Here is a 26,511-nt window from a genome sequence, read left to right as displayed (position 1 = left end):
GGGGGAGCTGCTAACGCCGCAGATGCCGCGCGTAGCTGTCGTCCAGTTCGTTGAAGATCGGGCTGTCTGGTTCGCCTGGCCCTGGGATGTGCGGCACATAAGGCCCGGTGCCGCTGTGGCTCGATTCGGAGGCCGGAATGAACCGCCCCGAATGCACGTCGAACACCTCGACCACGCCGTTTTCGATCACGTAGTGCCAACCGTGCAAGAAGATCTTGCCGCTCTCGACGCGCTGACGCACCATCGGATACGCCATCAGTCGCTCGAGCTGCAGCACCACCGAACGCTGCTCGGTGCGGCGCAGCGCCTCTTCGCTGACCCGCACCGGCAAGGCGGCCTCGCGTGCCAGATCGAGCCACGGCCCCAGGTTGACCGCCTCGGCGGGGATCTCGTCGTACAGCGCGCGCATGGCGCCGCAGTGGCTGTGCCCGCACACGATGATGTTGGTGACGTGCAGGTTGAGCACGGCATATTCGATGGCCGCCGTGGTGCCGTGATGCCCGCGCGAGCCATCAAACGGCGGCACGAGCGCACCCACGTTGCGCACCACGAACAGCTCGCCCGGCCCCGACCCCGTGAGCATGTAGGGCACCAGGCGCGAATCCGAGCAGCCAATGAAAAGCGTGGTGGGATGCTGTCCGTCGTCGACGAGCTGCTTGAACTGCTCGCGCATCGACGGAAAGTAGTCGCTCTGAAAGCGCCTCAACCGTTGCAGCAGGTCATCCATAACGCTCGATGCTCGGTGGCGCGGCTCCTGCCGATGCCGGGTTTATTGCAGCAGCGGGGATTCAGCCGCGTCGAGATCCACGCCCTCAACCGATGTGCGCCCAGCCAGCATGCGCAGGGCTTGACGCAGCGCCGTGACCCACGCCTGCTGGCGCAGCGATTGCGCGACTGCATCGCGCACCACATCGAAAGGCTGTTGCTGACCCGGCTCGCGCGCCAGCACTTCGACCACATGCAGGCCGAAGCGGCTGTGCACCAGGCGCGGCAACACGCCCACATTGGCCTGGTCATCGGTCTGCCCGAACAGCTCGCGAGAAAACTCGGGCACGCACTCGTGTGCTTCAAGCCAGCCCAGATCGCCGCCTTGCTGGCTGCTGGGGCAGTTCGACCACTTTTGCGCGGCGGCCACAAACTGCTCGGGCTGGGCGCGCACGTCGAGCAGCACCTGCTCGGCGTGCTTGCGCAGCGCCGTTACATCGACGCCTTCGGTGACGGCAAAGAGAATGTGCCGCGCCTGCACGCGTTCACCCACGGCGAACTGCGCGGCATGGGCGGCGTGATGCCGGCGGCAACTGGACTCATCGGGCTCGGGAACCGAAAGGTTGGCATCGAGCCACTGGTCGATGGCGTCGAGCGCTGCTTCGCTGAACACGCCATCTTGCGGCGCGTCGTCAGACGCATCCAGCAAGCCATCTTGAATGGCCTGCTGTCGCAGCAACTCGATGCTGGCGCGTTGACGACGCTCGGCATCGGTCAGCGCCGAGGCATCTTCGGCCAGCACCACGTCGCCGACGCTCAAAACAAAAGGCAGGCCTGTCGGCGGGGCGACGTTGTGCATGGCTGATTACTCCGGCAGACCGATCTTGCGGCTGCGCACCACTTGCCACGGACGAATCACGTAGCCCGCAGCGGCGAAACCGCTCCACACGTGCACCAGACGGGTGAACGGGAAGATCGCGAACAGCGTCATGCCCATGAACATGTGCACCTTGAAGACGGGGGACACCTCGGTGATGAAGGCCGGGGCATCGCCACGGAACGTCATCAGATGCTGGGCCCATGACATGAGATGGAGCATCTCTTCACCATCGCGATGCTGGGCCGAAACGGGCAGCGTCGACAAACCCAGCAGCAGCGTGGCCAGGATCCAGAACAGCACGAGGAAATCGCGCGGCTTGGACGTGGCGCGCACGCGTTCGTTGCCGAGGCGGCGCTGGATCAGCAGCAGCAGCCCGATCAGGCCGATCGTGCCCATCGTGCCGCCGGCGACCATGGCGAGCAGTTGCTTTTGCGAGGTAGTCACGCCCAGCGAGTGGATGATCTCGGGTGGCGTGAGCATGCCGAAGAAGTGGCCGAAGAACAGGCCGATGATGCCCAGGTGAAAGAAGTTGGAACCGACGCGCAGGGTGCCGGTGGCCAGCAGTTGGCTCGATTCGCTGCGCCAGGTGTACTGATCGCGATCGAAACGGGCCAGGCTGCCGAACAGGAACAGCGCGCCACAGATGTAGGGGTAGATGCCAAAGATGAATTGATGCGTGAGGCTCATGCCGATGCTCCTCGATGTTGGCCGGCAGCGTTGGTGTTGCGCCGGACGATCTGGATGGGTTGTGGCTGGTCGGGGCTCTGCTGACCCTTGCTGGTGCAGCCGCCAAAGGCGTCGGGCTCCAGCCAAGTGGCGTCGAGCGCTTCTTCCTCGGGGACGTCAACCAGGGTGATGGCTTGCTCGCCGAGTTCAAGCACGGCAGCGGGCACGTGGGCGTACCAGCTGCGTCGCTTGAGCAGGGCCGCGTAGAGCGCGTTCAGGATGTGCGCGATCTCGCCGACAAAGCCCACCATCTGCTCATGCGGCAGCGTCGAGATGAACTCGAGCACGATGGGCAGATAGTCAGGCAGCTCGCCGTTGACCTGGGCAGGGTCGAGATAGAGGCCGCCTTGCTCGTAGGTCTTGAGCAGGTCGATCATGGCCGGGCCGCGGTCGCGCGAGTCGCCGTGAACGTGTTCGAACAGGTGCAGCGACGTGGCGCGACCCCGGTCAAACAGCTCCACGTACTCGGCCTCGACGGTCAGCGCGTCACGTTGCGCGAGCGACTCGATCAGCGTCTCCAAGCCTTGCTGGCGAGAGGCGGGCAGGGCCTGCTCGGCGCGAAGCGCCTCGCGCAGATCGGGCAGGGCCGCACGCAACTCGGCGCTGGGGTAGCCCACGATGTGAGCCAGGGCGCGCAAGCTGTAGGTCGGTGTCTGCTTGGTGCTCATGCTTTCGCCTTGATCGGAATCGTGCGACGCTTCTTGCTGCCGAACAGACTGGTGTCGGTCTGGCCTTCCGAGCATCCATTGCCGAACGAGAAGCCGCATCCGCCGCGCACATCGAATGCGTTTTCGGCATATTCGCGGTGAGCCGAGGGCACCACGAAACGATCTTCGTAGTTGGCGATGGCCATCACGCGATACATGTCTTCGACGGTGTCGGGGTTGAGACCCACCTGATCGATGGCGCGCTTGTTCTCGGCGCCATCGACATGCTTGCCGCGCATGAAGGCGCGCATGGCCAGCATGCGCTCAAGCGCGCGCGTCACGGGCTGGGTGTCGCCGGCGGTCAGCAGGTTGGCCAGGTATTTCACCGGGATGCGCAGCTGGTTGACGTCGGGGATCTCGCCGTTGATGCCGATCTGGCCGGCATTGGCTGCCGATTGAATGGGCGACAGAGGCGGGATGTACCAGACCATCGGCAGCGTGCGGTACTCGGGGTGCAGCGGCAGCGCGACCTTCCAGTCGACAGCCATCTTGTAGACCGGGCTCTTGCGGGCCGACTCGAGCCAGGCTTCGGGGATGCCGTCCTTGCGGGCCTGCTCGATCACCTTCGGATCGTTCGGGTCCAGGAAGATATCGAGTTGTGCCTGATACAGATCGCGGTCGCGCTCGACGCTTGCAGCTTCTTGAATGCGATCGGCGTCATAGAGCAGCACGCCGAGGTAGCGGATGCGGCCCACGCAGGTCTCGGAGCACACCGTGGGCATGCCGGCCTCGATACGCGGGTAGCAGAAGATGCACTTCTCGGCCTTGCCCGATTGCCAGTTGTAGTAGATCTTCTTGTAAGGGCAGCCCGAGATGCACATGCGCCAGCCGCGGCACTTGTCCTGGTCGATCAGCACGATGCCGTCTTCCTCGCGCTTGTAGATCGAGCCCGAGGGACACGATGCCACGCACGCAGGGTTGAGGCAGTGCTCGCACAGACGCGGCAGGTACATCATGAAGGTGTTCTCGAACTGGCCGTAGATGTCCTTCTGGATCTCGTCGAAGTTCTTGTCCTTGCTGCGCTTGCTGAATTCGCCGCCGAGGATTTCTTCCCAGTTCGGGCCCCACTCGATCTTCTCCATGCGCTGGCCCGTGATCAGGCTGCGCGGACGAGCCACCGGCGCGGCCTTGCTCTTGGGCGCGTTGTGCAGGTGCTCGTAATCGAAGGTGAACGGCTCGTAGTAGTCGTCGATCTCGGGCAAGTTCGGGTTGGCGAAGATCTTCATCAACAGGCTGAGCTTGCCGCCTTGGCGCGGCTCGATCTTGCCGCTGGGCTTGCGCACCCATCCGCCGTTCCATTTGTCCTGGTTTTCCCACTCTTTGGGATAGCCAATACCGGGCTTCGATTCAACGTTGTTGAACCAGGCGTACTCGACGCCGGGGCGGCTGGTCCAGACGTTCTTGCAGGTCACCGAGCAGGTATGGCAACCAATGCACTTGTCCAGGTTCAGGACCATGCCGATTTGGGCACGAATCTTCATGCGTGCGCTCCTTCGTTGTTGGGTTCGTCGTCGAGCCAATCGACCTTGTTCATCTTGCGCACCAGCACGAATTCATCGCGGTTGGTGCCAATGGTTCCGTAGTAGTTGAAGCCGTAGGCAAACTGCGCGTATCCACCGATCATGTGCGTGGGCTTGAGCACCACGCGCGTCACCGAGTTGTGGATGCCGCCGCGCGTGCCGGTGGTTTCGGCGCCCGGGGTGTTGATGATCTTCTCTTGCGCGTGATACATCAGCGTCATGCCCTGGTTGACGCGCTGGCTCACCACGGCGCGAGCAGCGATCGCCCCGTTGACGTTGAACAGCTCGACCCAGTCGTTGTCGACGATGCCTGCCGTCTTGGCGTCTTCTTCGCTGATCCAGATGACCGGGCCGCCGCGGTTGAGCGTGAGCATCAACAGGTTGTCGGTGTAGGTCGAGTGGATGCCCCACTTCTGGTGCGGCGTGATGAAGTTGAGCGCGATCTCCTTGTGGCCATTGGGCTTGCGGTTGTGCACGGCCGAGATGGTCTTGAGATCGACCGGCGGACGATACGACGCAAAACCTTCGCCGAACGCGACCATCCAGGGGTGATCCATGTAGAACTGCTGACGGCCCGTGAGGGTGCGCCATGGGATCAGTTCGTGCACGTTGGTATAGCCGGCGTTGTAGCTGACCTTCTCGCTCTCGAGACCCGACCACGTCGGCGACGAGATGATCTTGCGCGGTTGCGCTTGAACATCGCGATAGCGGATCTTTTCGTCTTCGCGGTGCAACGCCAGGTGCGCGTGCTCGCGGCCGGTCTGCTTGCTCAGCGCTTCCCAGGCCTTCACGGCGACGTGGCCGTTGGTCTCGGGCGCGAACATCAGGATGACTTCGGTGGCGTCGATGTCGGACTCGATCTTGGGCATGCCCTTGCTCGCGCCCGCGTCGCGCACCAGGCCGTTGAGCTCGCCCAGGGCGTGCACTTCGTCCTTGGTGTCCCAGCCGATGCCCTTGCCACCGTTGCCCAGCTTGCTCATCAAGGGGCCCAGCGCGGTGAAGCGCTTGAAGGTGTTGGGGTAGTCGCGCTCGACCACGGTGATCTGCGGCGCCGTCTTTCCCGGGATCAGGTCGATCTCGCCGCGCTTCCAGTCTTGCACGCCGAAGGGCTGCGCCAGCTCGGCGGCGGTGTCATGCATGATGGGCGTGAGCACCACTTCTTTCTCGACGCCGAGGTGGCCGACGCAGACCTCGGAGAACTTCTTGGCGAAGCCTTTGTAGATATCCCAGTCGGAGCGTGCTTCCCAGGCCGGGTCCACGGCCGCCGACAGCGGGTGGATGAAGGGGTGCATGTCCGACGTGTTGAGGTCGTTCTTCTCGTACCACGTGGCGGTGGGCAGCACGATGTCGGAGTACAGGCAGGTGGTGCTCATGCGGAAGTCGAGCGTCACCAGCAGATCAAGCTTGCCCTCGGGGGCGTGCTCGTGCCACTTCACCTCTTTCGGCTTGGCCTCTTCGTGGCCCAGATCCTTGCCCAGCAGGCCGTGCGTGGTGCCCAGCAGGTGCTTGAGGAAGTACTCGTGACCCTTGCCCGACGAGCCCAGGATGTTGGAGCGCCACACGAGCATGTTGCGCGGCCAGTTGGCGGGGTTGTCGGGATCCTCGCAGCTCATCTTTAGCGAGCCGTTCTTGAGCGACTGCACCACGTAGTCCTTGGCATCCATGCCTTTGGACTGCGCGTCGCGCACCACTTGCAGCGGGTTGGTCTCGAGTTGCGGCGCGCTGGGCAGCCAGCCCATGCGCTCGGCGCGCACGTTGTAGTCGATCATGCTGCCGCCGAACTCGGCCTTGTCGGCCAGCGGCGAGAGCACTTCGCCCACGCTGAGCTTTTCGTAGCGCCACTGGTCGGTGTGCGCGTAGAAGAAGCTGGTGCCGTTTTGCAGACGTGCGGGGCGCAGCCAGTCTTGCGCGAAGGCCAGCACCGTCCAGCCGGTTTGCGGACGCAGCTTCTCCTGGCCCACGTAGTGCGCCCAGCCGCCACCACTTTGGCCCACGCAACCGCACATCATCAGCATGTTGATGATGCCGCGGTAGTTCATGTCGCAGTGATACCAGTGGTTCATGGCGGCGCCGATGATGACCATCGAGCGGCCATGCGTCTTGTCGGCGTTATCGGCGAACTGTCGGGCCACGCTGATCACCTGATCGCGAGGCACGCCGGTGATCTGTTCTTGCCAGGCCGGGGTGTAGGGCGTGTTCTCGTCGTAGTTCTTGGCTCCATCGCCAAAGCCGCGATCGACGCCGTATTGCGCCACCTGCAGGTCGAACACGGTGGCCACCCACACGTCTTGCTCGACACCGTCGATGGTCAGCTTGAGCTGTTGCATCGGCACCTTGCGCAGCAGCACGTCGCCGTGCTTGTTGGCCGTGAAGTGCGGGTTCTCGACGCCACCGAAATACGGGAAGGCCACCGCGTTGACGGCGGTGTTGCCGGGGTTGCCTTCGAGCACCGACAGCTTGAGCTTCACGTCGCCGTCGTGGCGGGCCTCTTTGGCTTCGAGGTTCCACTTGCCTTGATCCAGGCGGCCTTCGGGGCCCCAGCGGAAGCCGATCGAACCGTTGGGCAGCACGGCCTTGCCGTTTTCGTCGTAGGCCACCACTTTCCACTCGGGGTTGTTGTCCTGGCCCAGCTTGCCGTGGAAGTCGCTAGCACGCACGTAGCGACTCGGCACGAGTGCCTTGCCCGAATCGGTGTCCTGCTCTTTGAGCAGGACAAGGTTGGGCAAGTCGGTGTAGCGGCGGGCGTAATCGTCGAAATAGGCCGAGCGCTTGTCGAAGTAGAACTCCTTGAGGATCACGTGACCCATGGCCATGGCCACGGCGGCGTCTGTGCCCTGCTTGGGGTGCATCCAGAGATCGCACAGCTTGGCGACTTCGGAGTAGTCGGGCGTCACCGCGACCGTCTTGGTGCCTTTGTAGCGCGCTTCGGTGAAGAAGTGCGCGTCGGGCGTGCGGGTCTGCGGAACGTTGGAGCCCCACGCGATGATGAAGTTCGAGTTGTACCAGTCGGCCGATTCGGCCACGTCGGTCTGCTCGCCCCAGATTTGCGGGCTCGACGGCGGCAGGTCGCAGTACCAGTCGTAGAACGACAGCGGCACGCCGCCGATGAGGCTCAGGTAGCGGCTGCCTGCGGCATAGGACACCATCGACATGGCCGGAATCGGCGAGAAGCCGACGATGCGATCAGGGCCGTGCTTCTTGATGGTGTGGACGTTGGCCGCGGCGATGAGTTCGTTGACTTCATCCCAGCTGGCGCGAACGAAGCCGCCCAGGCCGCGCTCCTTTTGCCAGCTGCTGCGAGTCTCGGCGTTGTCCATCAGGTTGGACCAGGCATCGACAGCGCTCTTGGCCACGGCGCGGGCTGCGCGCCAGTGCTTGAGCAGTTCGCCGCGCACCATCGGGTGCTTCACGCGTTGCGCGCTGTAGAGGTACCAGCTGTAGCTGGCGCCGCGCTGGCAACCACGGGGCTCGTGGTTGGGCAGGTCGTCGCGGGTGCGGGGGTAGTCGGTCTGCTGGGTTTCCCAGGTCACGATGCCGCCCTTGACGTAGATCTTCCACGAGCAAGAGCCCGTGCAGTTCACGCCGTGCGTGGAGCGCACGATCTTGTCGTGTGCCCAACGGTTGCGATAGGCGTCTTCCCAGGTGCGATCTTCGCCCGTGGTGACGCCGTGGCCGTTCGCGAACTCTTGCTTGGGTTGCGCGAAGAAAGTCAGGCGGTCTAGAAAGTGACTCATTTGAGAACTCCGGTCATGGATGTCGTCTCCGGTTTATGCCGGAATCAGCAAGGCTGTTCGGCGTGTTTGCGTGCATAGAACCACCAGGTGGTCAGGATGCACAGAACGTAAAAGGCAATGAAGCACATCAGCGCAATCTCAGGGCCACCCGTGGCGGCGATGGCCGAGCCGTAGCTCTTGGGGATGAAGAACCCACCGTAGGCCGCGAACGCGCCGGTGAAACCCAGCACGGCGGCGGCCTCGGTGTTGGCTTCTTTCACCGCACCGGCCATGGCGACCTGATCGTTGCGTTGCACCTTGGCGGTCTTGAGGTTCATGAAGATCACGGGAATCATGCGGAAAGTCGAGCCGTTGCCAATGCCGGTGGTCAGGAAGAGCACCACGAACATCAGGAAAAAGCCCGTGAAACTGCCGGCTTCGGGCCCGAACGGCAGGGCGAAGGCGCTGCCGCTGGTCTTGGGCAGGAAGTACAGCACGCCGAATACGGCTACCGCCATCACGATGAAGTTCCAGAACGTCACGCGCGCTCCACCGAGCCTGTCGGCGAGCCAGCCGCCCACCGGGCGAATCAGTGCACCGACCAGCGGGCCGATCCAGGCGTAGGCCACGGGGTTGACGTCCTTGAATTGCGACTTGATCAGCAACGGAAAGCCGGCAGCATAACCGATGAACGAACCGAAGGTGCCGAGGTAGAGCAGGCACATCAGCCAGTTGTGCTTGTTGCGGAAGATCGCCGCCTGCGCGGCAAACGAAGCCTTGGCGTCGGCGATGTCGTTCATGAAGAACCAGGCGATGACGGTCGTCAGCACGATCCAGGGCACCCAGACGAACGCGGCGTTTTGGGCCCAGATGCTCACATGCTCGCCGGCCTTGTTGACGATGTGCTGAGGCTCACCGCCGAACACGCCAAACACGCCCACCGAGATGATCACGGGGCTGAGGAACTGCACCACCGACACACCCAGGTTGCCCAGGCCCGCGTTGACGCCCAGCGCCGAGCCTTTGCGCTCCTGCGGGAAGAAAAAGCTGATGTTGGCCATCGACGACGAGAAATTGCCGCCACCCAGGCCGCACAGCAGCGCCAGGATGAGCATCGTCGGGTAGGGCGTGGTCGGATCCTGGATGGCGTAGCCGATGCCCAGTGCCGGGATCAGCAACGAGGCGGTCGAGATGGCCGTCCAGCGGCGGCCACCCACGATGGGCACCATGAACGAGTAGAAGATGCGCAGCGTGGCGCCCGAGAGCGCCGGTGCGGCCGCCAGCCAGAACAGCTGGTTGGTCGAATACTTGAAGCCCAGCTGCGGCAGGTTGACGGCGGCCACGCTCCAGAGCTGCCACACGGCGAACGCCAGAAACAGCGATGGCACCGAGATCCACAAGTTGAGCTTGGCGATGGCCTGGCCTTCGGCTTCCCAGAAGGTTTTGTCTTCAGGCGTCCAGATGTGCAGCGTCGAACCGGGGCGAGCCGGGGTTGGCGCAGAGATGCTGTTGTTCATGATGGTGATCCTCGTTTTCGGTGAGGGGGGTCAGTTCTTGAACGCGCGGCTGAAGGGCGCGAGCGGGGCGTTTTCGCCGATGACTTCGGTCTTGCGGACTTCGGTCCAGTACATCCAGATCAGCGAGACCCACACCACGCCGTAGAGCAGCATGAAGGCGCTGGAGCGGATGCCGGTGAGGTCGAGCAGGTAGCCGAACATGATCGGCAGCAGAAAACCGCCCATGCCGCCGGCCAGGCCGACGATGCCCGAGATGGTGCCGATGTTCTGCGGGTAGTCGTTGCTGATGTACTTGAACACGCTGGCCTTGCCGAAGGCCATGGCCACGCCGAGCAGACCCATCACGGCCGTGAAGGTGTACACGTTGAGGCCGATGTGGAAGGTCTGCGCGCCCTTGGTGGTCAGGATGGTGAAGTCGGTTTGCGGGTAGCTCAGCACGAAGGTGCAGATCCAGCACACCCACAGCACCCACCAGGTGACGGTGTGGGCGCCATGCTTGTCGGACAGCCAGCCGCCGATGGCGCGCAGCACGCCGCCCGGCAGCGAGAAGCACGCGGCCAGCAGGGCAGCCACGCGGATGTCGAGGCCGTACTCACCCACGTAGTACTGCACCATCCACAGCGCCAAGCCCACGTAACCGCCAAAGACGATCGAGTAGTACTGGCAGTACTTGAGCACGCGCGGATCCTTCAGGGCCTGCATCTGGGCCATGAAGCCGCCCTTGCTGGCCGGCACGACGTGCGCCGGATCGTGGGCGCTGCCCAGCCAGAAGATGATGGCCGTGCCCAGCATGATGGCGGCGTAGACCTTGGGCACCATTGTCCAGCCTGCGGCCACCACGATGGCCGGGGCCACGAACTTGTTGACCGCCGCGCCCGAGTTGCCTGCGCCGAACACGCCCATCGCGAAGCCCTGCTTGTTCTTCGGGAACCAGCGCGCCACGTAGGGCGTGCCCACCGAGAACACGCCGCCCGCCAGACCGACGAACAGCCCCAGCACCAGGAAGTGCCAGTACTCGGTGGCGTAGCTCATCAGGTAGATGGGCGGCACGCACAGCAGCAAGATGGTGAAAAGTACGACGCGACCGCCGAAACGGTCGGTCCAGATGCCCAGCGGCACGCGCACCAGCGAACCGGTGAGCACCGGCATGGCGGTCAGCAGACCGAATTGCGTGGCGCTGAGGTTGAGAGCCTTCTTGATCGGGATGCCGATGACGCCGAACATCATCCAGACCATGAAACAGACGGTAAAGGCGAGCGTGCTGACGATCAGCACAGACAGCGCCTTGGGAGACTTGGTTGCGGAAGCACTGGCGGAAGACATGGTGAACTCCTTTCCCATGCCTTGCAGTGTCGGTATTCACCCTGATGGCGAATATCCTTCGCCCGGCGAGGGGTGTGAATCCAAAAGGACAATGCCGCTGGCCGCCCGGGTGGTTGGCTATCGTTCCAAGGAACTACTGGCGCAGCGAATGCGGTCAGTCTTGTGCTGCATCAATACGGGTTTGCGCCCGGGCTGCTGGGTAGCTGGGCGGCAGCCATCACGGCGGCTTGCACGCGGGACGTCAGCCCGAGCTTGCGCAGAATGTGCTGCACGTGGATCTTCACCGTGGTTTCCGCGATGCCCAGCGTGCGGGCGATTTCCTTGTTGCTGGAGCCTCGGGCGATTTCACGCAGGATGTCGAGTTCGCGCGGCGACAGCGCGTCGAGCGCGGACGGCGTTTCGGCCGTTGGCTCGGGATCAGCCGCTTCGGGCTCGGCTGGGTGTGGCGCGGCCGGCGTGCCGGGTTGAGACAGGGCCGAGCGATACGCCGCGATCAACTTGCCGGTCATCTCGGGAGATACCACCGATTCGCCCGCCAGCACCCGGCTGATGGCCTGCGACAACGCGTCGCCTTCGATGGTCTTGAGCAGGTAGCCCGCCGCACCCCGCGCCAAGGCCTGCGCGAGATCGTTGGCGTCCTCGCTGACCGTCAGCATCACGATTCGCGCCTGGGGCGCAGCCTCGCGCAGCTGGGGGAGAGCATCGATGCCATGCACGCCGGGCAGGTGGTTGTCGAGCAGGATCACGTCGGGTTGCGCCGCTTGCGCTTGGCGGATCGCCTCGCCGGCGTCCGCCGCCTCGGCCACGACCGACAAATGCGACTCGCGCGACAACAGTGCGATCAAGCCGCGACGAAACAGGGTGTGGTCATCAACAACGAGGATGCGTACGGGCACGGTGCGGTCGGATTGAGGCGGGATTGGGTCAAGACACGCGCGAGCCCCCTGGGGCGGACGCGGCTAGCGGCGCGGCTCGCAGCTTACCTGCTTCCTGGTCGCGGCTACGAGATATGACTGTGGCGATAACGCAATGGGTGTTTGAGCTCATGGGGTTTTCTCTGGCAATTGGTTTGATGTGGGTCAGTCGCATGAGTCGATTTGTTTCCAGTCTTGAACATTGTCAAGGAATCGTCAGATATGCGCGCGCAGCATCCGCTACGCCAAGAGGGATGGCAGCCACCTCCGAGCGATGCCTGCATCGAAGCAGGGATGGGCTGCCGGGACGAACAAGGAGAACCCGCATGAAGAGATCAGCAGTTCGGCGCGCCACGACCCTCGCGCTGGCCGCATTTGCCACCCTGGGTGGCTTGGCACACGCTGCGGACAAGAGCGTGACGCAGCCGGAGGTGAACTACCAGGCTGGTGGTTCGCCGCTGGGCAGCGAGCCGATGTATCAGAGCACGAACCCCAAGGCGCCCGCGATGACGCAGGCCGAGTTCGACTTGGGCCGCAAGACCTATTTCGAGCGCTGCGCCGGCTGCCACGGCGTGCTGCGCAAGGGTGCCACCGGCAAGCCGCTGACGCCCGACATCACGCTGAGCAAGGGTACCGATTACCTCAAGGTATTCATCTCTTACGGCTCGCCGGCCGGCATGCCGAACTGGCTGACCTCGGGCGAGCTCGACGAGAAGACCGTTGACATCATGGCCCGCTACATCCAGCAAGACCCGCCGCAACCGCCGGAGTGGGGTCTGGATCAGATGAAGTCGACCTGGAAGGTCATCGTCCCGCCCGAAAAGCGGCCGACGAAGAAGATGAACAACTACAACATCGCCAACATCTTCTCGACCACGCTGCGTGATGCCGGCGAAGTGGCGCTGATCGATGGCGATACCAAGAAGATCATCAACGTCGTCAAGACCGGTTACGCGGTGCACATCTCGCGCATGTCGGCTTCGGGTCGCTATCTGTTCGTGATCGGCCGCGATGCCAAGATCAACATGATCGACCTGTGGATGGAAAAGCCCGACAACGTGGCCGAGATCCGCGTGGGTCTGGAAGCCCGCTCGGTCGAAACCTCGAAGTACAAGGGCTTCGAGGACAAGCTGGCGATCGCCGGCAGCTACTGGCCGCCTCAGTACACCATCATGAACGGCGACACCCTGGAGCCGCTCAAGATCGTGGGCACCCGCGGCATGACGGTCGACAAGCAGGAATACCACCCCGAGCCCCGCGTGGCCTCGATCGTGGCTTCGCACTTCAAGCCTGAGTTCGTGGTGAACGTGAAGGAAACCGGCAAGACCCTGCTGGTGGACTACTCCGACATCAACGCGCTCAAGACCACCGAAATCGGCACGGCTCGCTTCCTGCACGATGGCGGCCTCGACTCGACGCAGCGCTACTTCATGGTGGCGGCCAACCAGAGCAACAAGATCGCCGCGATCGATCTGAAGGAAGGCAAGCTGGCAGCGCTGATCGATGTGGGCAAGATCCCTCACCCGGGTCGTGGTGCGAACTTCGTTCACCCGAAGTTCGGTCCGGTGTGGTCGACGGGTGACCTGGGCGATGACGGCATTTCGCTGATCGGCACCGACCCCAAGGGCCACAAGCAGTACGCCTGGAAGGTCGTTGAGACCATCAAGAGCCAGGGCGGTGGTTCGCTCTTCATCAAGAGCCATCCGAAGTCGCAGCACTTGTACGTCGACAACCCGCTCAATCCGGATCCGAACGTGTCGCGCACTGTTGCTGTGTACGACATCAAGAATCTGGCCAAGGGCTACAGCGTTCTGCCGATCGCTCAATGGGCTGGCATGAACGACGGTGGCGCCATGCGCGTGGTGCAGCCCGAGTACAACAAGGCGGGTGACGAGGTGTGGTTCTCGGTGTGGTCGGCGAAGGACAAGCAGTCCGCCATCGTGGTGGTCGACGACAAGACCCTGAAGCTCAAGACCGTGATCAAGGATCCGCGTCTGGTTACCCCCACGGGCCACTTCAACGTCCACAACACCCAACACGACATCTACTGATCGGAGCCGTATATGAAACGCATTGCATTGCTGTGTGCCCTGATGGCCGCTGGCTGGGCTGCCCAGGCCGCGACGGTGGACGAGGCCATGACCAAGGCCGGTTGCGTGGCTTGCCACGCGAAGGACAAGAAGGTCGTGGGCCCCGCCTTCAAGGGCGTGGCAGCGAAGTACAAGGGCCAGGGCGACGCCGTTGCCAAGCTGACCGACAAGGTTCGCAAGGGCGGCTCGGGCGTGTGGGGCCCGATCCCCATGCCGCCGCACAACGCCGAGAAGATCAGCGACGCTGATCTCAAGGCCGTGATCGAGTCGATCCTGAAGTCGTAAGACCGACGGGTTGATTCGTGCAGTTTCCGCAAGACCCGTCCCCCACCCGCGCAAGCGGGTCGCCAAAGCGTTGGCCGACGCAGCGGCACGGGCTCTTGCGGATCCTTCGCAAGCTGGCCGGGTTGGTCACATGTGGAGGTGTGGTGGTGACGATGCTGCCGAGCATGGCGGCGCAGTCGGCTCAATCGGAGCCTCCGACGCCCGAGCGCCAGCGTGAGCTGGTACGCATGGTGCGGCAAGACTGCGGCTCGTGTCACGGCATGCAGCTCACTGGCGGGCTCGGGCCGGCGCTCACGCGAGAAGCCCTCGCGGGCAAGCCGGTCGAGAGTCTGCAAGCCACCATCTTCCACGGCCGACCAGGCACGCCCATGCCGGGCTGGCAGTCCATGCTGAGCGCGACCGACGCGCGCTGGATCGCCGAGCGGTTGCAGGCGGGCTTTCCGAAGGAGTGAAACGGGGGGCGCTTGGCGGGTGCCGGCATGTGCTGGCGACTGAGCAAGCTGCTTGCGTTTCGCGGTTTGGGGGCGTGACCGAAGTCGTGAAAGTGGGGAAAAAATGGATTCGACGCAGACGGAGCGCTGCCATGAGCGGGCGCGCCGGATGGAGTGCGCTGCCCGCATGGCGCGGCGCCTGAGCGCAGTTCTTGCGCTGGCCCTGTGCGGCTGCGCAGCGGTAGCGCCAGTCGGCACCGGCGACCTGGGCGTGGTCATCGAGCGGGCCAAGGGCACCGTGGCGGTGGTCAACACCACCTCGAAGGCTGTGCTGGGCGAGATCCCGGGGCTGGGCGATCTGTCGCATGCCTCGGTCGTGTTCTCGCGCGATGGCCTCTACGCCTACGTGTTCGGTCGCGACGGCGGCTTGAGCAAGGTGAACCTGCTCACGCGCCGCGTCGAGTCGCGCGTCATGCAGGCCGGCAACAGCATCGGCGGGGCCATGTCGCAAGACGGTCGTTTCGTGGCCGCGCAGAACTACACCCCGGGTGGCGTGAAGGTGTTCGACGCCCAGACGCTCGCCCTGGTGGCCGACATTCCGGCCGAGTACGAGAGCGGCAAGTTGTCGCGCGTGGTCGGCCTGGCCGACGCGCCCTCGGTGGGTGGCGGCCAACGCTTCGTGTTCTCGCTGTTCGACGCCGACGAGATCTGGATCGCCGACGTGCCCGCCACGCCGGGTCAGGCGCCGCGCGTGCAGCGCCTCAAGCAGATCGGCCACCAGCCATACGACGCACTGATCACGCCTGATGGCCGCTATTACCTCGCCGGCCTGTTTGGCGAAGACGGCCTGGCGCTGGTCGATCTGTGGGCCGCGCAGCCGCAGGCGCGCAAGGTGCTGTCGGGCTACGGCAAGGGGCAGGAGCCCCTGCCTGTTTTCAAGATGCCGCACTTGCGCGGCTGGGCTGTTGCGGGGCGTCATGCCTATCTGCCGGCCATCGGGCGCCATGAGGTGCTGGTGGTCGATACCGAAAGCTGGAAAGAGGTCGGACGCATCGCGGTGGCCGGCCAGCCGGTCTTCGTGATGGCGCGCCCCGACGGTCGCCAGGTGTGGGTCAACTTCGCCGTGCCCGACTACAGCCGCGTGCAGGTGATCGACACGGCCAGCAACCAGGTCGTCAAGACGCTGGAGCCCGGCAAGGCCGTGCTGCATCTTGAATTCACGCCGCGTGGCGAGCAGGTCTGGATCTCGTCGCGCGACGCCAACCACGTCAGCGTGATCGACACCAGCAGCTTCGACACGCTCGCCACGCTGCCGCTCGACGCGCCCAGCGGCGTCTTCTTCACGCCGCGCGCCGGACGCATCGGGTTTTGACGAGGAGCCCTCATGATCGTTGCCGCCCCTGTTTCGAGATCGACGCCTGCTGCCGATCCGGTGGATGAGCATGCGCTCGAAATGGCCTTGCTCAACGACTGGCAGCGCGACTTCCCGCTGACGAGTCGCCCCTTTGACGTGATCGCGGCGCGTTACGGCGTGCGGCCCACGCTGGTGCAGGACTCATATCGAAGCTTGCAAGCCACGGGCGCGGTGAGCCGCATTGGCGGCGTGTTCGGCGTGGGCGCGGGGGGCTCGGCGATGCTGTGCGCCTTCGCCGTGCCGCACGACCGCATGGCCGAGGTGGTGGCGCTCGTCAATGCCTGCCCGGGCGTGAACCACAACTACGAACGCGAGCACCACTGGAACCTCTGGTTCGTCATCACCGCGCCCAGCGCTGTCGAGCGCGACGCGGCCGTGGCGAAGATGGAGCAGCAAACCGGCCTGCGCGCCTTGCATCTGCCGATGCGCCGCGCCTTTCGCATCGACCTGGGCTTTGACCTTTACACCGGCGCTTGCCCGGCCAAGGCGCAAAGCTGCTGCGCGCCACTGCCGCCCGAAGACCACGCGCTGGCGGCGGCCGTCGAGCAAGGCTTGCCATTGGCCGATCAGCCCTACGCGTTGTGGGCCGAGCAGGCCGGCTGCGACGAAGTCTCGGTTCTGCGTCGTCTGGAGACCTGGCTGACCAACGGTGCCTTGCGGCGTTTTGGCGCCATCGTGCGCCACCACGAGCTGGGCTTGCATGCCAACGCGATGACCGTGTTCAACGTGCCCGACGAGGAGCTGGCTGCCGCTGGCGAGCGTCTGGCCCGTCAGACCGGCATCACGCTCTGCTACGCCCGTTCGAGAGACGAAGGCTGGCCCTACAACCTGTATTGCATGGTGCACGGCCGCAGTCGCGAAGACGCGCAAAGCCTGATCGAGCTGGCCCGCGTGGCGGCGGGCCTGACCGGCTACGAGCACGCCGTGCTCTTCAGCACCAAGCGCTACAAGCAGACCGGCGCGCGCTACTTTCGGGCGGCCGCATGAACGCCGTCTTGCAGCCTGCGCGCGCGGGGCGAGGCCAGCCGGCCGAGCTCAGTGATGTTGATCGCGCGCTCATCAACCACCTGCACGGCGGCTTCCCGCTCAGCGAGCGGCCATACGCCGACGTGGGCGCCGCGCTCGGCCTGAGTGAAGACGCCGTCATCGCCCGCTTGCAGGCGCTGCTCGACGCAGGCGTGCTCACGCGCTTCGGCCCGCTGTTCCAGATCGAGGCTGCTGGCGGGCAGTTCGTGCTCGCCGCGCTGGCCGCGCCCGAGGAGCGTTTCGACGAAGTCACCGCGCTGGTCAACGCGCTGCCCGAGGTGGCGCACAACTACCGTCGCGAGCACGCGCTCAATATGTGGTTCGTGATCGGCGTCGAGAAGCCCGAGTTGGTGGCCGAGGTCTGCACGCGCATCGAGGCGCTCTCTGGCTTGCCGGTGTACGCCTTCCCGAAAGAACGCGAGTTCTTTGTTGAGCTGAGGTTGCCGGCATGAGCGCCTTGACTGCACAGGATCGCCAGCTCATCGCCGCCACGCAAGGCGGCCTGCCGCTGGTGCCGCGCCCCTACGAACACGTGGCGCAGCAACTGGGCTGGACCGAGCAGCAGGTGCGCGAGCGCCTGAGCGCGATGCTGCAAAGCGGCTTGATCCGCCGCATCGGGGCCGTGCCCAACCACTATCGGCTCGGCTACGTCGCCAACGGCATGACCGTCTGGAACGTGGCCGACGAGCGGGTGGACGAGCTCGGCGCGCAAGTGGGTGCGCTGCCTTTCGTGTCGCACTGCTACCGCCGACCGCGCCGCCTGCCGCTGTGGCCCTACAACCTGTTTGCCATGGTGCACGGCCACACGCGCGAAGAATGCTTCGAGCAGGCCGCGCAGATCCAGGCGCTGCTGGGCGAGGCGTGCCGCGCGCACGACGTGCTGTTCAGCAGCCGCATTCTCAAGAAGACGGGCTTGCGTCTGGCACAGTCCGGCAACCCGTCTGCCACGAACTGAAACGAGGCTTCATCATGTTCCGCATCTCTGAAACCATGCGCGACCTCACCGAGGCCGAGCGCAGCGGCGTCTACCCGCATCGCGTGTCGCGCAAGCCGCGCGGCCCGGTGGTGATCTGGAATTTGATCCGCCGCTGCAACCTCACCTGCAAGCACTGCTACGCGCTGTCGGCCGATACCGACTACGCCGGCGAGCTGAGCACGCAAGAGGTGTTCGACGTGATGGCCGACCTGCGCGCCTTCGGCGTGCCGGCGCTGATCTTGTCGGGCGGCGAGCCGCTGCTGCGCAAGGACATCTTCGAGGTCGCCGCGCGCGCCAAGGAGTTGAAGTTCTACGTCGGGCTGTCGAGCAACGGCACCCTGATCGACGCGCCGATGGCCGAGCGCGTGGCTGCGGCCGGCTTCGACTACGTGGGCGTGAGCCTCGATGGCATCGGCGCCGTGCACGACCGCTTCCGCCGCCTGATCGGCGCGTTCGACAAATCGCTCGCCGGCGTGCACCTGCTGCGCGGCCACGGCGTGAAGGTCGGCTTGCGCTACACCATGACCGATCTCAACGCCGATGAGCTGCCCAAGCTGCTCGATCTGATGCGCGGCGAGAACGTCAACAAGTTCTACTTCTCGCACCTCAACTACGCCGGGCGCGGCAACCTCAACCGCGGGCGCGACGCGCACTTCGAGGCCACGCGGCAGGCGCTCGACCTGCTGTTCGACGCAGCCTGGCAATCGGCCCAGGCCGGGCGCGACGACGAGTTCGTGACCGGCAACAACGATGCCGATGGCGTCTACCTGCTGCAATGGGTGCAACGCCACCTGCCGAAGTGGGCCGACGACGTGCGCCGCACGCTGATCGGCTGGGGCGGCAATTCATCGGGCGTGAACGTGGCCAACATCGACAACCTCGGCAACGTCCACCCCGACACGATGTGGTGGCATCACACGCTGGGCAATGTGCGCGAGCGGCCGTTCTCGGCGATCTGGCCCGATACGTCCGACCCGCTGATGGCCGGCCTCAAGCAGCACCCGCGCCCGGTCGAGGGCCGCTGCGCCGGTTGCCAGCATCTGGCCATCTGCAACGGCAACACCCGCGTGCGCGCCCAGCAGGTCACCGGCAACCCCTGGGCCGAAGACCCGGGCTGCTATCTCACCGACGACGAGATCGGCCTGCACCCCGAGCAGCGCAGCGAAGAGCGCGTGGTGACCACGCCGTTCAAATATGTCGCGCATTGATATGAGCCGCATCGACTCCGCCTCTGATGTGGGCGACGAAAAGAAATCGGGCGTCACGAGCCTGCTGTGGCGCCTGGCCTTGGCCGCCGGGCTGGTCTTCATGGGGTGGGACATGAGCCGTGCGGCCGAGCCGGTAGCGTCGGCTCCCGCAACCGCCGCATCGCTGCCCGCAGCCGCGGCCAGTGCCCCGGCCATCAACGCCGCCGCCTTGTTCAGCCAGCATTGCGCCGCTTGCCACGGCACGCAGCGCCTGGGTGGCATGGGGCCGGCCCTGCTGCCCGAGAGCCTGGAGCGCTTGCCCAAGGCCGAGGCGGCCAGGGTGATCCGCAACGGTCGCCCGGCCACGCAGATGCAGCCTTTCGGCGGGGATGCCGGCAAGCTTGGCGCCTCCGAGATCGATGCGCTCGTCAAGCTCATCTACACGCCGGTCGAGCCTCGACCGCAGTGGACGGATGCCGACATTCGCGCCTCGCGCCTTGAAACAGCGGGCGCGGCCAAATGGCCCGCCAAGCCCCAGTGGTCGGCCGATCCGCACAATCTTTTCGTGGTGGTGGAGGGCGGCGACCATCATGTTTCGCTGGTCGATGGCGACAAGTTCGAGGTGATCCACCGCTTCGCCTCGCGCTTTGCGCTGCACGGCGGGCCCAAGTTCTCGCCCGATGGCCGCTTCGTCTACTTCGGATCGCGTGACGGCTGGATCACCAAATACGACCTCTACAACCTGCAAGTGGTGGCCGAGGTGCGCGCCGGCATCAACATGCGCAACGTGGCCGTGTCGGGCGACGGCCGCTACGTGATGGCGGGCAACTACCTGCCGCACAGCGTGGTGCTGTTCGACGCCGACCTGCAACTCATCAAGAGCTACCCCGCGACCACGCTCGACGGTACGCAGAGCTCGCGCGTGTCCGCCGTGTACGACGCCGCGCCGCGCAAGAGCTTCGTGGTGGCGCTGAAAGACGTGCCCGAGCTGTGGGAGATCTCGTACGACCCCAAGGCCGCGCCCATCTTCAATGGCTACGTGCACGACTACCGCATGAGCGAGGCCATTGCCGAGCGCGGCACCTTTGGCGTGCGCCGCACGCCGCTCGAAGCGCCGCTCGATGATTTCTTCTTCGACCAGAGCTACCGTTTCGCCATTGGCGCCACGCGCCCGGCGGCCGGCACCGAAGCGGCGCAAGGCCAGGTGGTGAGCCTGGACGCGCGCCGCCGCATCACCAGCATCGACCTGCCCGGCATGCCGCACCTCGGCTCGGGCATCACCTGGGCCTGGACGGCGCCCGATGGCCACCAGACCACTGTGCTCGCTTCGCCCAACCTGCGCGACGGCGTGGTCAGCATCATCGACATGCAGACCTGGCAGACCATCAAGCAGGTCAAGACGCTGGGCCCCGGCTTCTTCATGCGCAGCCACGAGGCCAGCCGCTACGCCTGGGTCGACGCGATGATGAGCCCCGCCAACAAGAACAAGCTGCTGCTGATCGACAAGACCACGCTGGAGCCCGCCGCCACCATCGAAGGCCCGCCGGGCAAGACGCTGGCGCACATCGAATTCACCCGCGACGGCCGCTACGCGCTCGCCAGCCTGTGGGAGATGGACGGCGCCTTGATCGTCTACGACGCGCAGACGCTCAAGGAGGTGAAGCGCCTGCCGATGAGCAAGCCGGTGGGCAAGTACAACGTCTGGAACAAGATCAGCCGGTCCGAGGGGACGTCGCACTGAGCGGGGGGCTGGCAGCAGCAAACGGCGGTGAGCCGTAGACTGCGGCGCTCAATTGGAGCGCCCCGTGAACTCACCCGCATCGTCTTCGCCAGCCGCGCCGGCCTCGTCCGCCCCTGAGCCGGTCACCTTCTGGCAGGCCTTTGCCTTCTGGCTCAAGCTGGGATTCATCAGCTTTGGCGGCCCGGCCGGGCAGATCGCCATCATGCACAGCGAGCTGGTGGAGCGCCGGCGCTGGATCTCTGAAAAGCGCTTTCTGCATGCGCTCAACTACTGCATGGTGCTGCCCGGCCCAGAGGCGCAGCAGCTGGCCACCTACATCGGCTGGCTGATGCACCGTACCTGGGGCGGCATCGTGGCGGGCGGCTTGTTCGTGCTGCCGTCGCTGCTCATCTTGATCGCGCTGTCGTGGGTCTACATCGCGTTCGGCACGGTGCCGGTGGTGGCAGGCCTGTTCTACGGCATCAAGCCGGCGGTGACGGCCATCGTGGTGCAGGCCGCGCATCGCATCGGGTCGCGGGCGCTCAAGCACTCGGCGCTGTGGGCGATCGCGGCGGCGTCGTTCGTGGCGATCTTCGCGTTGAACGTGCCCTTTCCGCTGATCGTGGCGGTGGCGGCGCTGGTCGGCTACTTCGGCGGGCGCGTGGTGCCGCAGGTGTTTGCGGTGGGCGGGGGGCATGGCGCCGCCAAGCAGTCGTATGGCCCGGCGCTGATCGACGACACCACCCCGACGCCCGGGCACGCCACATTCAGCTGGATGCGGCTGGTGCGGGTCCTGGTGGCTGGGGCGTTGCTGTGGGCCGTGCCCATGGGCTTGCTGGTGGCGCTTTGCGGTTGGGGCCACGCCTTCACGCAGATGGGCTGGTTCTTCACCAAGGCCGCGTTGCTCACCTTCGGTGGGGCCTACGCCGTGCTGCCCTACGTCTACCAGGGCGCGGTGGCGCACTACGGCTGGTTGACCCCCACGCAGATGATCGACGGCCTGGCGTTGGGCGAGACCACGCCGGGGCCGCTCATCATGGTGGTGGCCTTCGTGGGGTTTGTCGGCGGCTACGTGAAGGCCGTGTTCGGGCCGGACGCGATGTTCTTGGCGGGCGCGGTGGCGGCGAGCCTGGTCACCTGGTTCACCTTCTTGCCGTCATTCGTGTTCATCTTGGCTGGCGGCCCGCTGGTTGAGCGCACGCACAACGACATCCAGTTCACCGCGCCGCTCACCGCCATCACGGCGGCGGTGGTGGGCGTGATCCTGAACCTGGCCTTGTTCTTCGGCTACCACGTGCTGTGGCAGCGCGGTTTTGCCGGAGCGTTCGATGGCGTGTCGGCCTTGATCGCGCTGGGCGCGGCGGTGGCGCTGTTTCGCTACAAGCGCAATGTGATCCACGTGATCGCGGCCTGTGCCCTGCTGGGACTGGCCGCCCGAACCTGGGTCGGTTGACGCGCGCCGATCAGGCGGCGTTCATCTGGTAGGCGGCCAGGCGCTGCGTGTCGAGGATGCGGATGTGGCGCTTGTCGACCTCGATCAGCCCTTCGTTGATCAACTCGTGCAGCACGCGCGAGAAGTATTCGGGCGTGAGCGACAGGCGTGAGGCCAGCGTCGCCTTGCTCACGGGCAGGGTGACGGTGCGTTCAACGGGTTGCGAGGCTTCAGCGGCATCGGCGCTGGCGGCGGCATTGAGTTCAGGCGTGTCTTCGTGCAGCAGGTAGCCGATCACGCGCTGCGTGCCCGAGCGCAGCGAGTACGACTCCACATCGTGAATCAAGCCGTGCATGCGCTTGGAAATGCCCGCCAGCATGCGCAGCGCAAAGCGGTGGTCGTTTTCGATTTCGCGCAGCACGGCCTGCTTCTTGACGGTCAGGATGAGCGATTCGACCAGCGCCTGGGCATTCACGATGTAGGGGCGGCCGATGAACATTAGCGCTTCGGCAAATGGCTGCCCCGGGCTGATGAGCTCGATCACCTTTTCTTGCCCGTTGGGTGCCAGGGCGAACAACTTGACCTGCCCCGAAATCACGACATGGAACTCGTCGCAAGGCTCGCCCACGCGAAACAGCATTTCACCGCGCGCTGCGCGCCGCACGATGCAACCTTCTGCCAGGCGCTCCAACTCGGCGTCCTGCATCTCGTTGAAGAGCGGCAGTTGCGCCAGGTACGGCGACACCTTGAAGGTGGAAAAGAAGTTCATGTCATCCTCACAGCAAAACGATGCGCGCAGCCCCCGGCAGGCGTCAGGGCGGGGGGCGGGCTCGCGCGGATACCGGGTCCGCGCTCGCGGGTGCATTTTAAAAGCGCCGCCACATCAGACTTGATTGATATCAAGGATTAGGGGGTGTCGCAAGAGTTTCGGTCTAAATAGCGGTGTGGGCCAATTTTGTTGAATGGCCGACGTATCGCCTTGGACAATCGGCCTGAACCCAGATGGTGCGCGCACGCAACGCTATTTGGATGTGGCCAGATTGACGTAGACGGTGCTCAGCTTCGACACCAGATCGGCCGGGTGGTGCACGATCGCGTAGCCCTTCGGGCCGAACAGGTGCGGCAGGTAGTCGTGCCCCTCGCGGTCGATGGTGACGCAATAGGGCAGCAGGCCGGCGGCGCGGGCTTCGATGACGGCGGCGCGGGTGTCTTCAAGGCCCCAGCGGCCTTCGTAGACGTCGAGATCGTTGGGCTTGCCATCGGTGAGCAGCAGCACGAGGCGCTGTCGCTCGGGGCGCAACTTCATTTCCATCGTGGCGAAACGCAGCGCCGCGCCCATGCGGGTGTAGTAGCCCGGTTTGATGGCACCCACGCGCGAACGCACGGAATCGTTCCAGGGCTCGTTGAAGCCCTTGAGCAACTGCATGCGGATGTTGTGTCGCTTGACCGAACTGAAGCCCAGCATGGCGAAAGGGTCGCCCAGGCCGGTGAGGGCTTCGCCGAACACGTAGAGCGCGTCGCGGATCACGTCGATGATCTGCGCGTCGTTGTTGGCCCACGAGGCGGTGGACAGCGACAGGTCGGCCAGCAGCAGGCAGGCGAGGCTGCGCTCGGTGTCGTGCAGGCGGCTGAAGACCGGCGCCTCGGTGTTGCGATGCGGCGCGGCCCGCTCGCTGGTGATGTGGCGCACCCAGGCATCCAGGTCGAGCTCGTCACCGCTGGTTTCGCCGTGACTGCGGCGGGGCAAGGCTCGCAGCGCTTCGAGCTGACGCCGCACGCGCCGGGCCGTGGCGCGCAATTCGGGGGCGGCGACGTAGGGCGCGGCGCTGCGCACCACTTGCAACTGCGCGCTGCAACGGTCGGGCTCCAGCGTCTGCTTCTTCCAGTTCCATTCGGGCAGGCGGATGCCCGTGACCACCGGGATGTCGTCTTGCGCCGCCGAGGGCAGGTCGAGGTCGAACTTGACGCGTGCCGCGCTGGTTCGGCCGTCGGGCGCAATGGCCAGCGTCTGCATGTCGTTGGCGGCGGTCAACGCCATGCCATCGTCGTCGTCGTCGGTGTCGCGGTTGACGCGCACGTATTCGCTCCACGACAGAATCGACTCGGCCTTGAAAAACATTACCAAGGGCGCGCGATTTTGCAGGTCGTCTGTCTCGGTGGCGTGGCGGCGCTTGTTGTCCTTTTGAGACTGGTTCGTGTCGGGCGCGGCGGCTTGCGCGTCGCTCGACGAGCGGGCCTGCGCGCTGGTGCGCTCGGCAGCGCTGGGGCTCAGCCACAGCCACACCGGGGCGACGTCGGCCAGCTGCAGCGCCGCGTCCGGGTCTATCCAGGCGTCGTTGTCCGGCTCGCTCAAGGCTGCGCGCACCGTTTGCTCGGCGCGCGCGGCGGGGCCGGTCAGGGCGCCGGGGTCGGGACGCTGGGCCACGTGAGCCGCGCACAGGCGCCGGTAGCGCGACCGCAAGCCGGGGAAGGCGGCAAGCGCGTCGCGCGTGGCCCGGATGTTGTCGGCCAGCCAGCCCTCGGCCGTGTCATGAAAAGCGGCCAGCGCGGCCAGCCACAAGTAGAGCGCCCGGTTGAGCTCGCGGGTGTCGAACACCGCCAGCGACGCGGGCAGGGCGAGGCTGTCGGCGTCGAGCTGGGGTAGCGCGGCTTCGGTGCCGGAGCCGGCAATTCGTTGCAGCCAGCCACGTGGGCCGCCGCGATTCTGGTTGGCGGCTTCGCGCAGGCGCAGCAGCGGCGAGCCGCCGCCGGCGCGGAACATCATTTCGATGGGGCGGCGCATCTCGTCGAGCGAAACGCGCGCGGCGTCGAACTCGCTGCCCGATACGCGGGTGATCAATTTGTGCCAGACGCGGCCGACGAGTTCTTCCATGGGGTGCTCGCGTGTCGTGCTCTCGCCGGCTTACCGTTCGCTCTCGCCCCACACGGCGAGCACGACCTCGAACAGCGCGTCGGCTGTTTCGCGGTCGTCGGTCAGGGCTTCGACGATGGCGGCGCGACAGGCCTGGGCCGGCGTGAAACCGGCATGGATCAGCTTGGCGGCGTACACCAGCAGCCGCGTGCTGACGCTTTCTTCGAGATCCTGGTTCTTCAGGCGGCGCAGGGCCTGGCCGAGCTTCACCATGGTCTTTGCGACGTCCGACGACACGCCCGCCTCGCGTTGCACCACGGCTTGCTCGACGGCTGGCTCGGGGTAGTCGAACGTGAGGGCCACGAAGCGTTGGCGCGTGCTGGGCTTGAGGCTCTTGAGCAGGTTCTGGTAGCCGGGGTTGAAGCTCACCACCAGCATGAACTCGGGCGGCGCCTGCAGCAGCTCGCCGGTGCGCTCGATGGGCAGCACGCGGCGATCGTCGGCCAGCGGGTGCACGACCACGGTGGTGTCCTTGCGCGCCTCGACCACCTCGTCGAGGTAGCAGATGCCGCCGGCGCGCACCGCGCGGGTCAGCGGGCCGTCGCACCAGACGGTGTTGCCGTCACCAATGAGGTGGCGGCCGACGAGGTCGGCGGCGCTCAGGTCGTCGTGGCACGACACGGTGAACAGCGGGCGGCCGAGCTTGGCCGCCATGTGCTCGACGAAGCGCGTCTTGCCGCAGCCGGTGGGGCCCTTGATGAGCAGCGGCAACTGGTGCGACCACGCGCGCTCGAACAGCTCGCACTCGTGAGCCTGCGGGGCATAGAAGGGGATGTCGGTGGAGGCGGCGCCGCGCTCGTCGGGCTGCGCGAGGGTCTTCAGGTCCGTCAAGATGGGCTCCGAACAGATTGATCGCACATCAAAAATTCGACCGAATCGAGGCCCATCATGCCATCGGAATCCGGTGAAACCTCGATGTGGTTCGGGGGATAAAAAAACCCAGCCGAAGCGGCCGCTGCGAGCGAGCCGATTCGCTGGGTGCAAGGGCCCGCGTGGGGCGAGCCGCTTCTGTTATTGAAGGGTGTCGGTCAGAT

General features: G+C 65.3%; 22 protein-coding genes. 10 read left to right on the top strand and 12 right to left on the bottom strand.

Features of this window, described 5'->3' with window-relative positions; translation table 11 throughout:
- Positions 1-10: 10 nt before the first annotated feature.
- The 9 genes from ACE3SS_RS01250 to ACE3SS_RS01210 all read right to left on the bottom strand — a co-directional run bounded on the left by ACE3SS_RS01250 (position 11) and on the right by ACE3SS_RS01210 (position 11,987).
- Entirely contained in the window at positions 11-727 is a 717-nt protein-coding gene (locus tag ACE3SS_RS01250; RefSeq protein ID WP_374590443.1) for a carbonic anhydrase, read from the bottom strand.
- A 42-nt stretch (positions 728-769) separates the two neighbouring features.
- The gene (locus ACE3SS_RS01245) at positions 770-1,564 is read right to left on the bottom strand and encodes a peptidylprolyl isomerase (RefSeq protein ID WP_374590441.1); all 795 of its coding nucleotides are present in this window, start codon (positions 1,562-1,564) and stop codon (positions 770-772) included.
- Positions 1,565-1,570: 6 nt separating this feature from the next.
- Positions 1,571-2,272 (bottom strand): respiratory nitrate reductase subunit gamma, encoded by a 702-nt coding sequence (gene narI / locus ACE3SS_RS01240; RefSeq protein ID WP_374590439.1) that lies wholly within the window; start codon positions 2,270-2,272, stop codon positions 1,571-1,573.
- Positions 2,269-2,979 (bottom strand): nitrate reductase molybdenum cofactor assembly chaperone, encoded by a 711-nt coding sequence (gene narJ, locus ACE3SS_RS01235; RefSeq protein WP_374590437.1) that lies wholly within the window; start codon positions 2,977-2,979, stop codon positions 2,269-2,271. The genes narI and narJ overlap by 4 nt, the downstream gene beginning before the upstream one ends.
- Positions 2,976-4,499, bottom strand: coding sequence for a nitrate reductase subunit beta (gene narH / locus ACE3SS_RS01230; RefSeq protein WP_374590435.1), 1,524 nt, complete (start codon positions 4,497-4,499; stop codon positions 2,976-2,978). Before narH ends, narJ begins: the two co-directional genes overlap by 4 nt.
- Positions 4,496-8,272 carry a nitrate reductase subunit alpha gene (locus ACE3SS_RS01225; RefSeq protein WP_374590433.1) on the bottom strand — a complete coding sequence of 1,259 codons (3,777 nt, stop codon included), beginning with the start codon at positions 8,270-8,272 and terminating at the stop codon, positions 4,496-4,498. Before ACE3SS_RS01225 ends, narH begins: the two co-directional genes overlap by 4 nt.
- A gap of 44 nt (positions 8,273-8,316) precedes the next feature.
- Complete coding sequence (locus tag ACE3SS_RS01220) at positions 8,317-9,768, bottom strand: NarK family nitrate/nitrite MFS transporter (RefSeq protein ID WP_374590431.1); 1,452 nt, start codon at positions 9,766-9,768, stop codon at positions 8,317-8,319.
- Between the two features lie 30 nt (positions 9,769-9,798).
- Positions 9,799-11,091 carry a nitrate/nitrite transporter gene (locus tag ACE3SS_RS01215; RefSeq protein ID WP_374590429.1) on the bottom strand — a complete coding sequence of 431 codons (1,293 nt, stop codon included), beginning with the start codon at positions 11,089-11,091 and terminating at the stop codon, positions 9,799-9,801.
- 170 nt (positions 11,092-11,261) lie between these two features.
- Complete coding sequence (locus ACE3SS_RS01210; protein WP_374590427.1) at positions 11,262-11,987, bottom strand: response regulator; 726 nt, start codon at positions 11,985-11,987, stop codon at positions 11,262-11,264.
- 344 nt (positions 11,988-12,331) lie between these two features.
- Here ACE3SS_RS01210 and ACE3SS_RS01205 point away from each other — a divergent pair, with 344 nt between their 5' ends.
- The 10 genes from ACE3SS_RS01205 to chrA all read left to right on the top strand — a co-directional run bounded on the left by ACE3SS_RS01205 (position 12,332) and on the right by chrA (position 22,587).
- Positions 12,332-14,056, top strand: coding sequence for a cytochrome D1 domain-containing protein (locus ACE3SS_RS01205; RefSeq protein WP_374590425.1), 1,725 nt, complete (start codon positions 12,332-12,334; stop codon positions 14,054-14,056).
- A gap of 12 nt (positions 14,057-14,068) precedes the next feature.
- The gene (locus ACE3SS_RS01200; protein ID WP_374590423.1) at positions 14,069-14,380 is read left to right on the top strand and encodes a c-type cytochrome; all 312 of its coding nucleotides are present in this window, start codon (positions 14,069-14,071) and stop codon (positions 14,378-14,380) included.
- 152 nt (positions 14,381-14,532) lie between these two features.
- Positions 14,533-14,832: a cytochrome c gene (locus tag ACE3SS_RS01195; protein WP_374590447.1), complete on the top strand. Its 300-nt coding sequence runs from the start codon at positions 14,533-14,535 to the stop codon at positions 14,830-14,832.
- Positions 14,833-14,980: 148 nt separating this feature from the next.
- Positions 14,981-16,183, top strand: coding sequence for a cytochrome D1 domain-containing protein (locus ACE3SS_RS01190; protein WP_374590421.1), 1,203 nt, complete (start codon positions 14,981-14,983; stop codon positions 16,181-16,183).
- A 12-nt stretch (positions 16,184-16,195) separates the two neighbouring features.
- On the top strand, positions 16,196-17,212 hold the full coding sequence (locus ACE3SS_RS01185) for an Lrp/AsnC family transcriptional regulator (RefSeq protein ID WP_374590419.1): 1,017 nt from the start codon (positions 16,196-16,198) through the stop codon (positions 17,210-17,212).
- The gene (locus ACE3SS_RS01180) at positions 17,209-17,703 is read left to right on the top strand and encodes an Lrp/AsnC family transcriptional regulator (RefSeq protein ID WP_374590417.1); all 495 of its coding nucleotides are present in this window, start codon (positions 17,209-17,211) and stop codon (positions 17,701-17,703) included. The genes ACE3SS_RS01185 and ACE3SS_RS01180 overlap by 4 nt, the downstream gene beginning before the upstream one ends.
- Entirely contained in the window at positions 17,700-18,206 is a 507-nt protein-coding gene (locus ACE3SS_RS01175) for an Lrp/AsnC family transcriptional regulator (protein ID WP_374590415.1), read from the top strand. Before ACE3SS_RS01180 ends, ACE3SS_RS01175 begins: the two co-directional genes overlap by 4 nt.
- Positions 18,207-18,220: 14 nt before the next feature.
- The gene (gene nirJ / locus ACE3SS_RS01170) at positions 18,221-19,435 is read left to right on the top strand and encodes a heme d1 biosynthesis radical SAM protein NirJ (RefSeq protein ID WP_374590413.1); all 1,215 of its coding nucleotides are present in this window, start codon (positions 18,221-18,223) and stop codon (positions 19,433-19,435) included.
- 112 nt (positions 19,436-19,547) lie between these two features.
- Positions 19,548-21,155, top strand: coding sequence for a cytochrome D1 domain-containing protein (locus tag ACE3SS_RS01165; RefSeq protein ID WP_374590445.1), 1,608 nt, complete (start codon positions 19,548-19,550; stop codon positions 21,153-21,155).
- A gap of 64 nt (positions 21,156-21,219) precedes the next feature.
- Complete coding sequence (gene chrA / locus ACE3SS_RS01160; protein WP_374590411.1) at positions 21,220-22,587, top strand: chromate efflux transporter; 1,368 nt, start codon at positions 21,220-21,222, stop codon at positions 22,585-22,587.
- Between the two features lie 10 nt (positions 22,588-22,597).
- Here the strand turns inward: chrA and ACE3SS_RS01155 are convergent, their stop codons facing one another.
- The 3 genes from ACE3SS_RS01155 to ACE3SS_RS01145 all read right to left on the bottom strand — a co-directional run bounded on the left by ACE3SS_RS01155 (position 22,598) and on the right by ACE3SS_RS01145 (position 26,308).
- Positions 22,598-23,335, bottom strand: coding sequence for a Crp/Fnr family transcriptional regulator (locus ACE3SS_RS01155; protein WP_374590409.1), 738 nt, complete (start codon positions 23,333-23,335; stop codon positions 22,598-22,600).
- A gap of 252 nt (positions 23,336-23,587) precedes the next feature.
- On the bottom strand, positions 23,588-25,438 hold the full coding sequence (locus ACE3SS_RS01150) for a nitric oxide reductase activation protein NorD (RefSeq protein ID WP_374590407.1): 1,851 nt from the start codon (positions 25,436-25,438) through the stop codon (positions 23,588-23,590).
- 30 nt (positions 25,439-25,468) lie between these two features.
- The gene (locus ACE3SS_RS01145) at positions 25,469-26,308 is read right to left on the bottom strand and encodes a CbbQ/NirQ/NorQ/GpvN family protein (RefSeq protein WP_374590405.1); all 840 of its coding nucleotides are present in this window, start codon (positions 26,306-26,308) and stop codon (positions 25,469-25,471) included.
- Between the last annotated feature and the right edge of the window lie 203 nt (positions 26,309-26,511).

Source organism: Aquabacterium sp. (genome assembly GCF_041915145.1).
Taxonomy (GTDB): domain Bacteria; phylum Pseudomonadota; class Gammaproteobacteria; order Burkholderiales; family Burkholderiaceae_C; genus Aquabacterium.
Note: the sequence above shows the minus strand (reverse complement) of the source record. Positions and strands in the feature narration are given on the sequence as shown.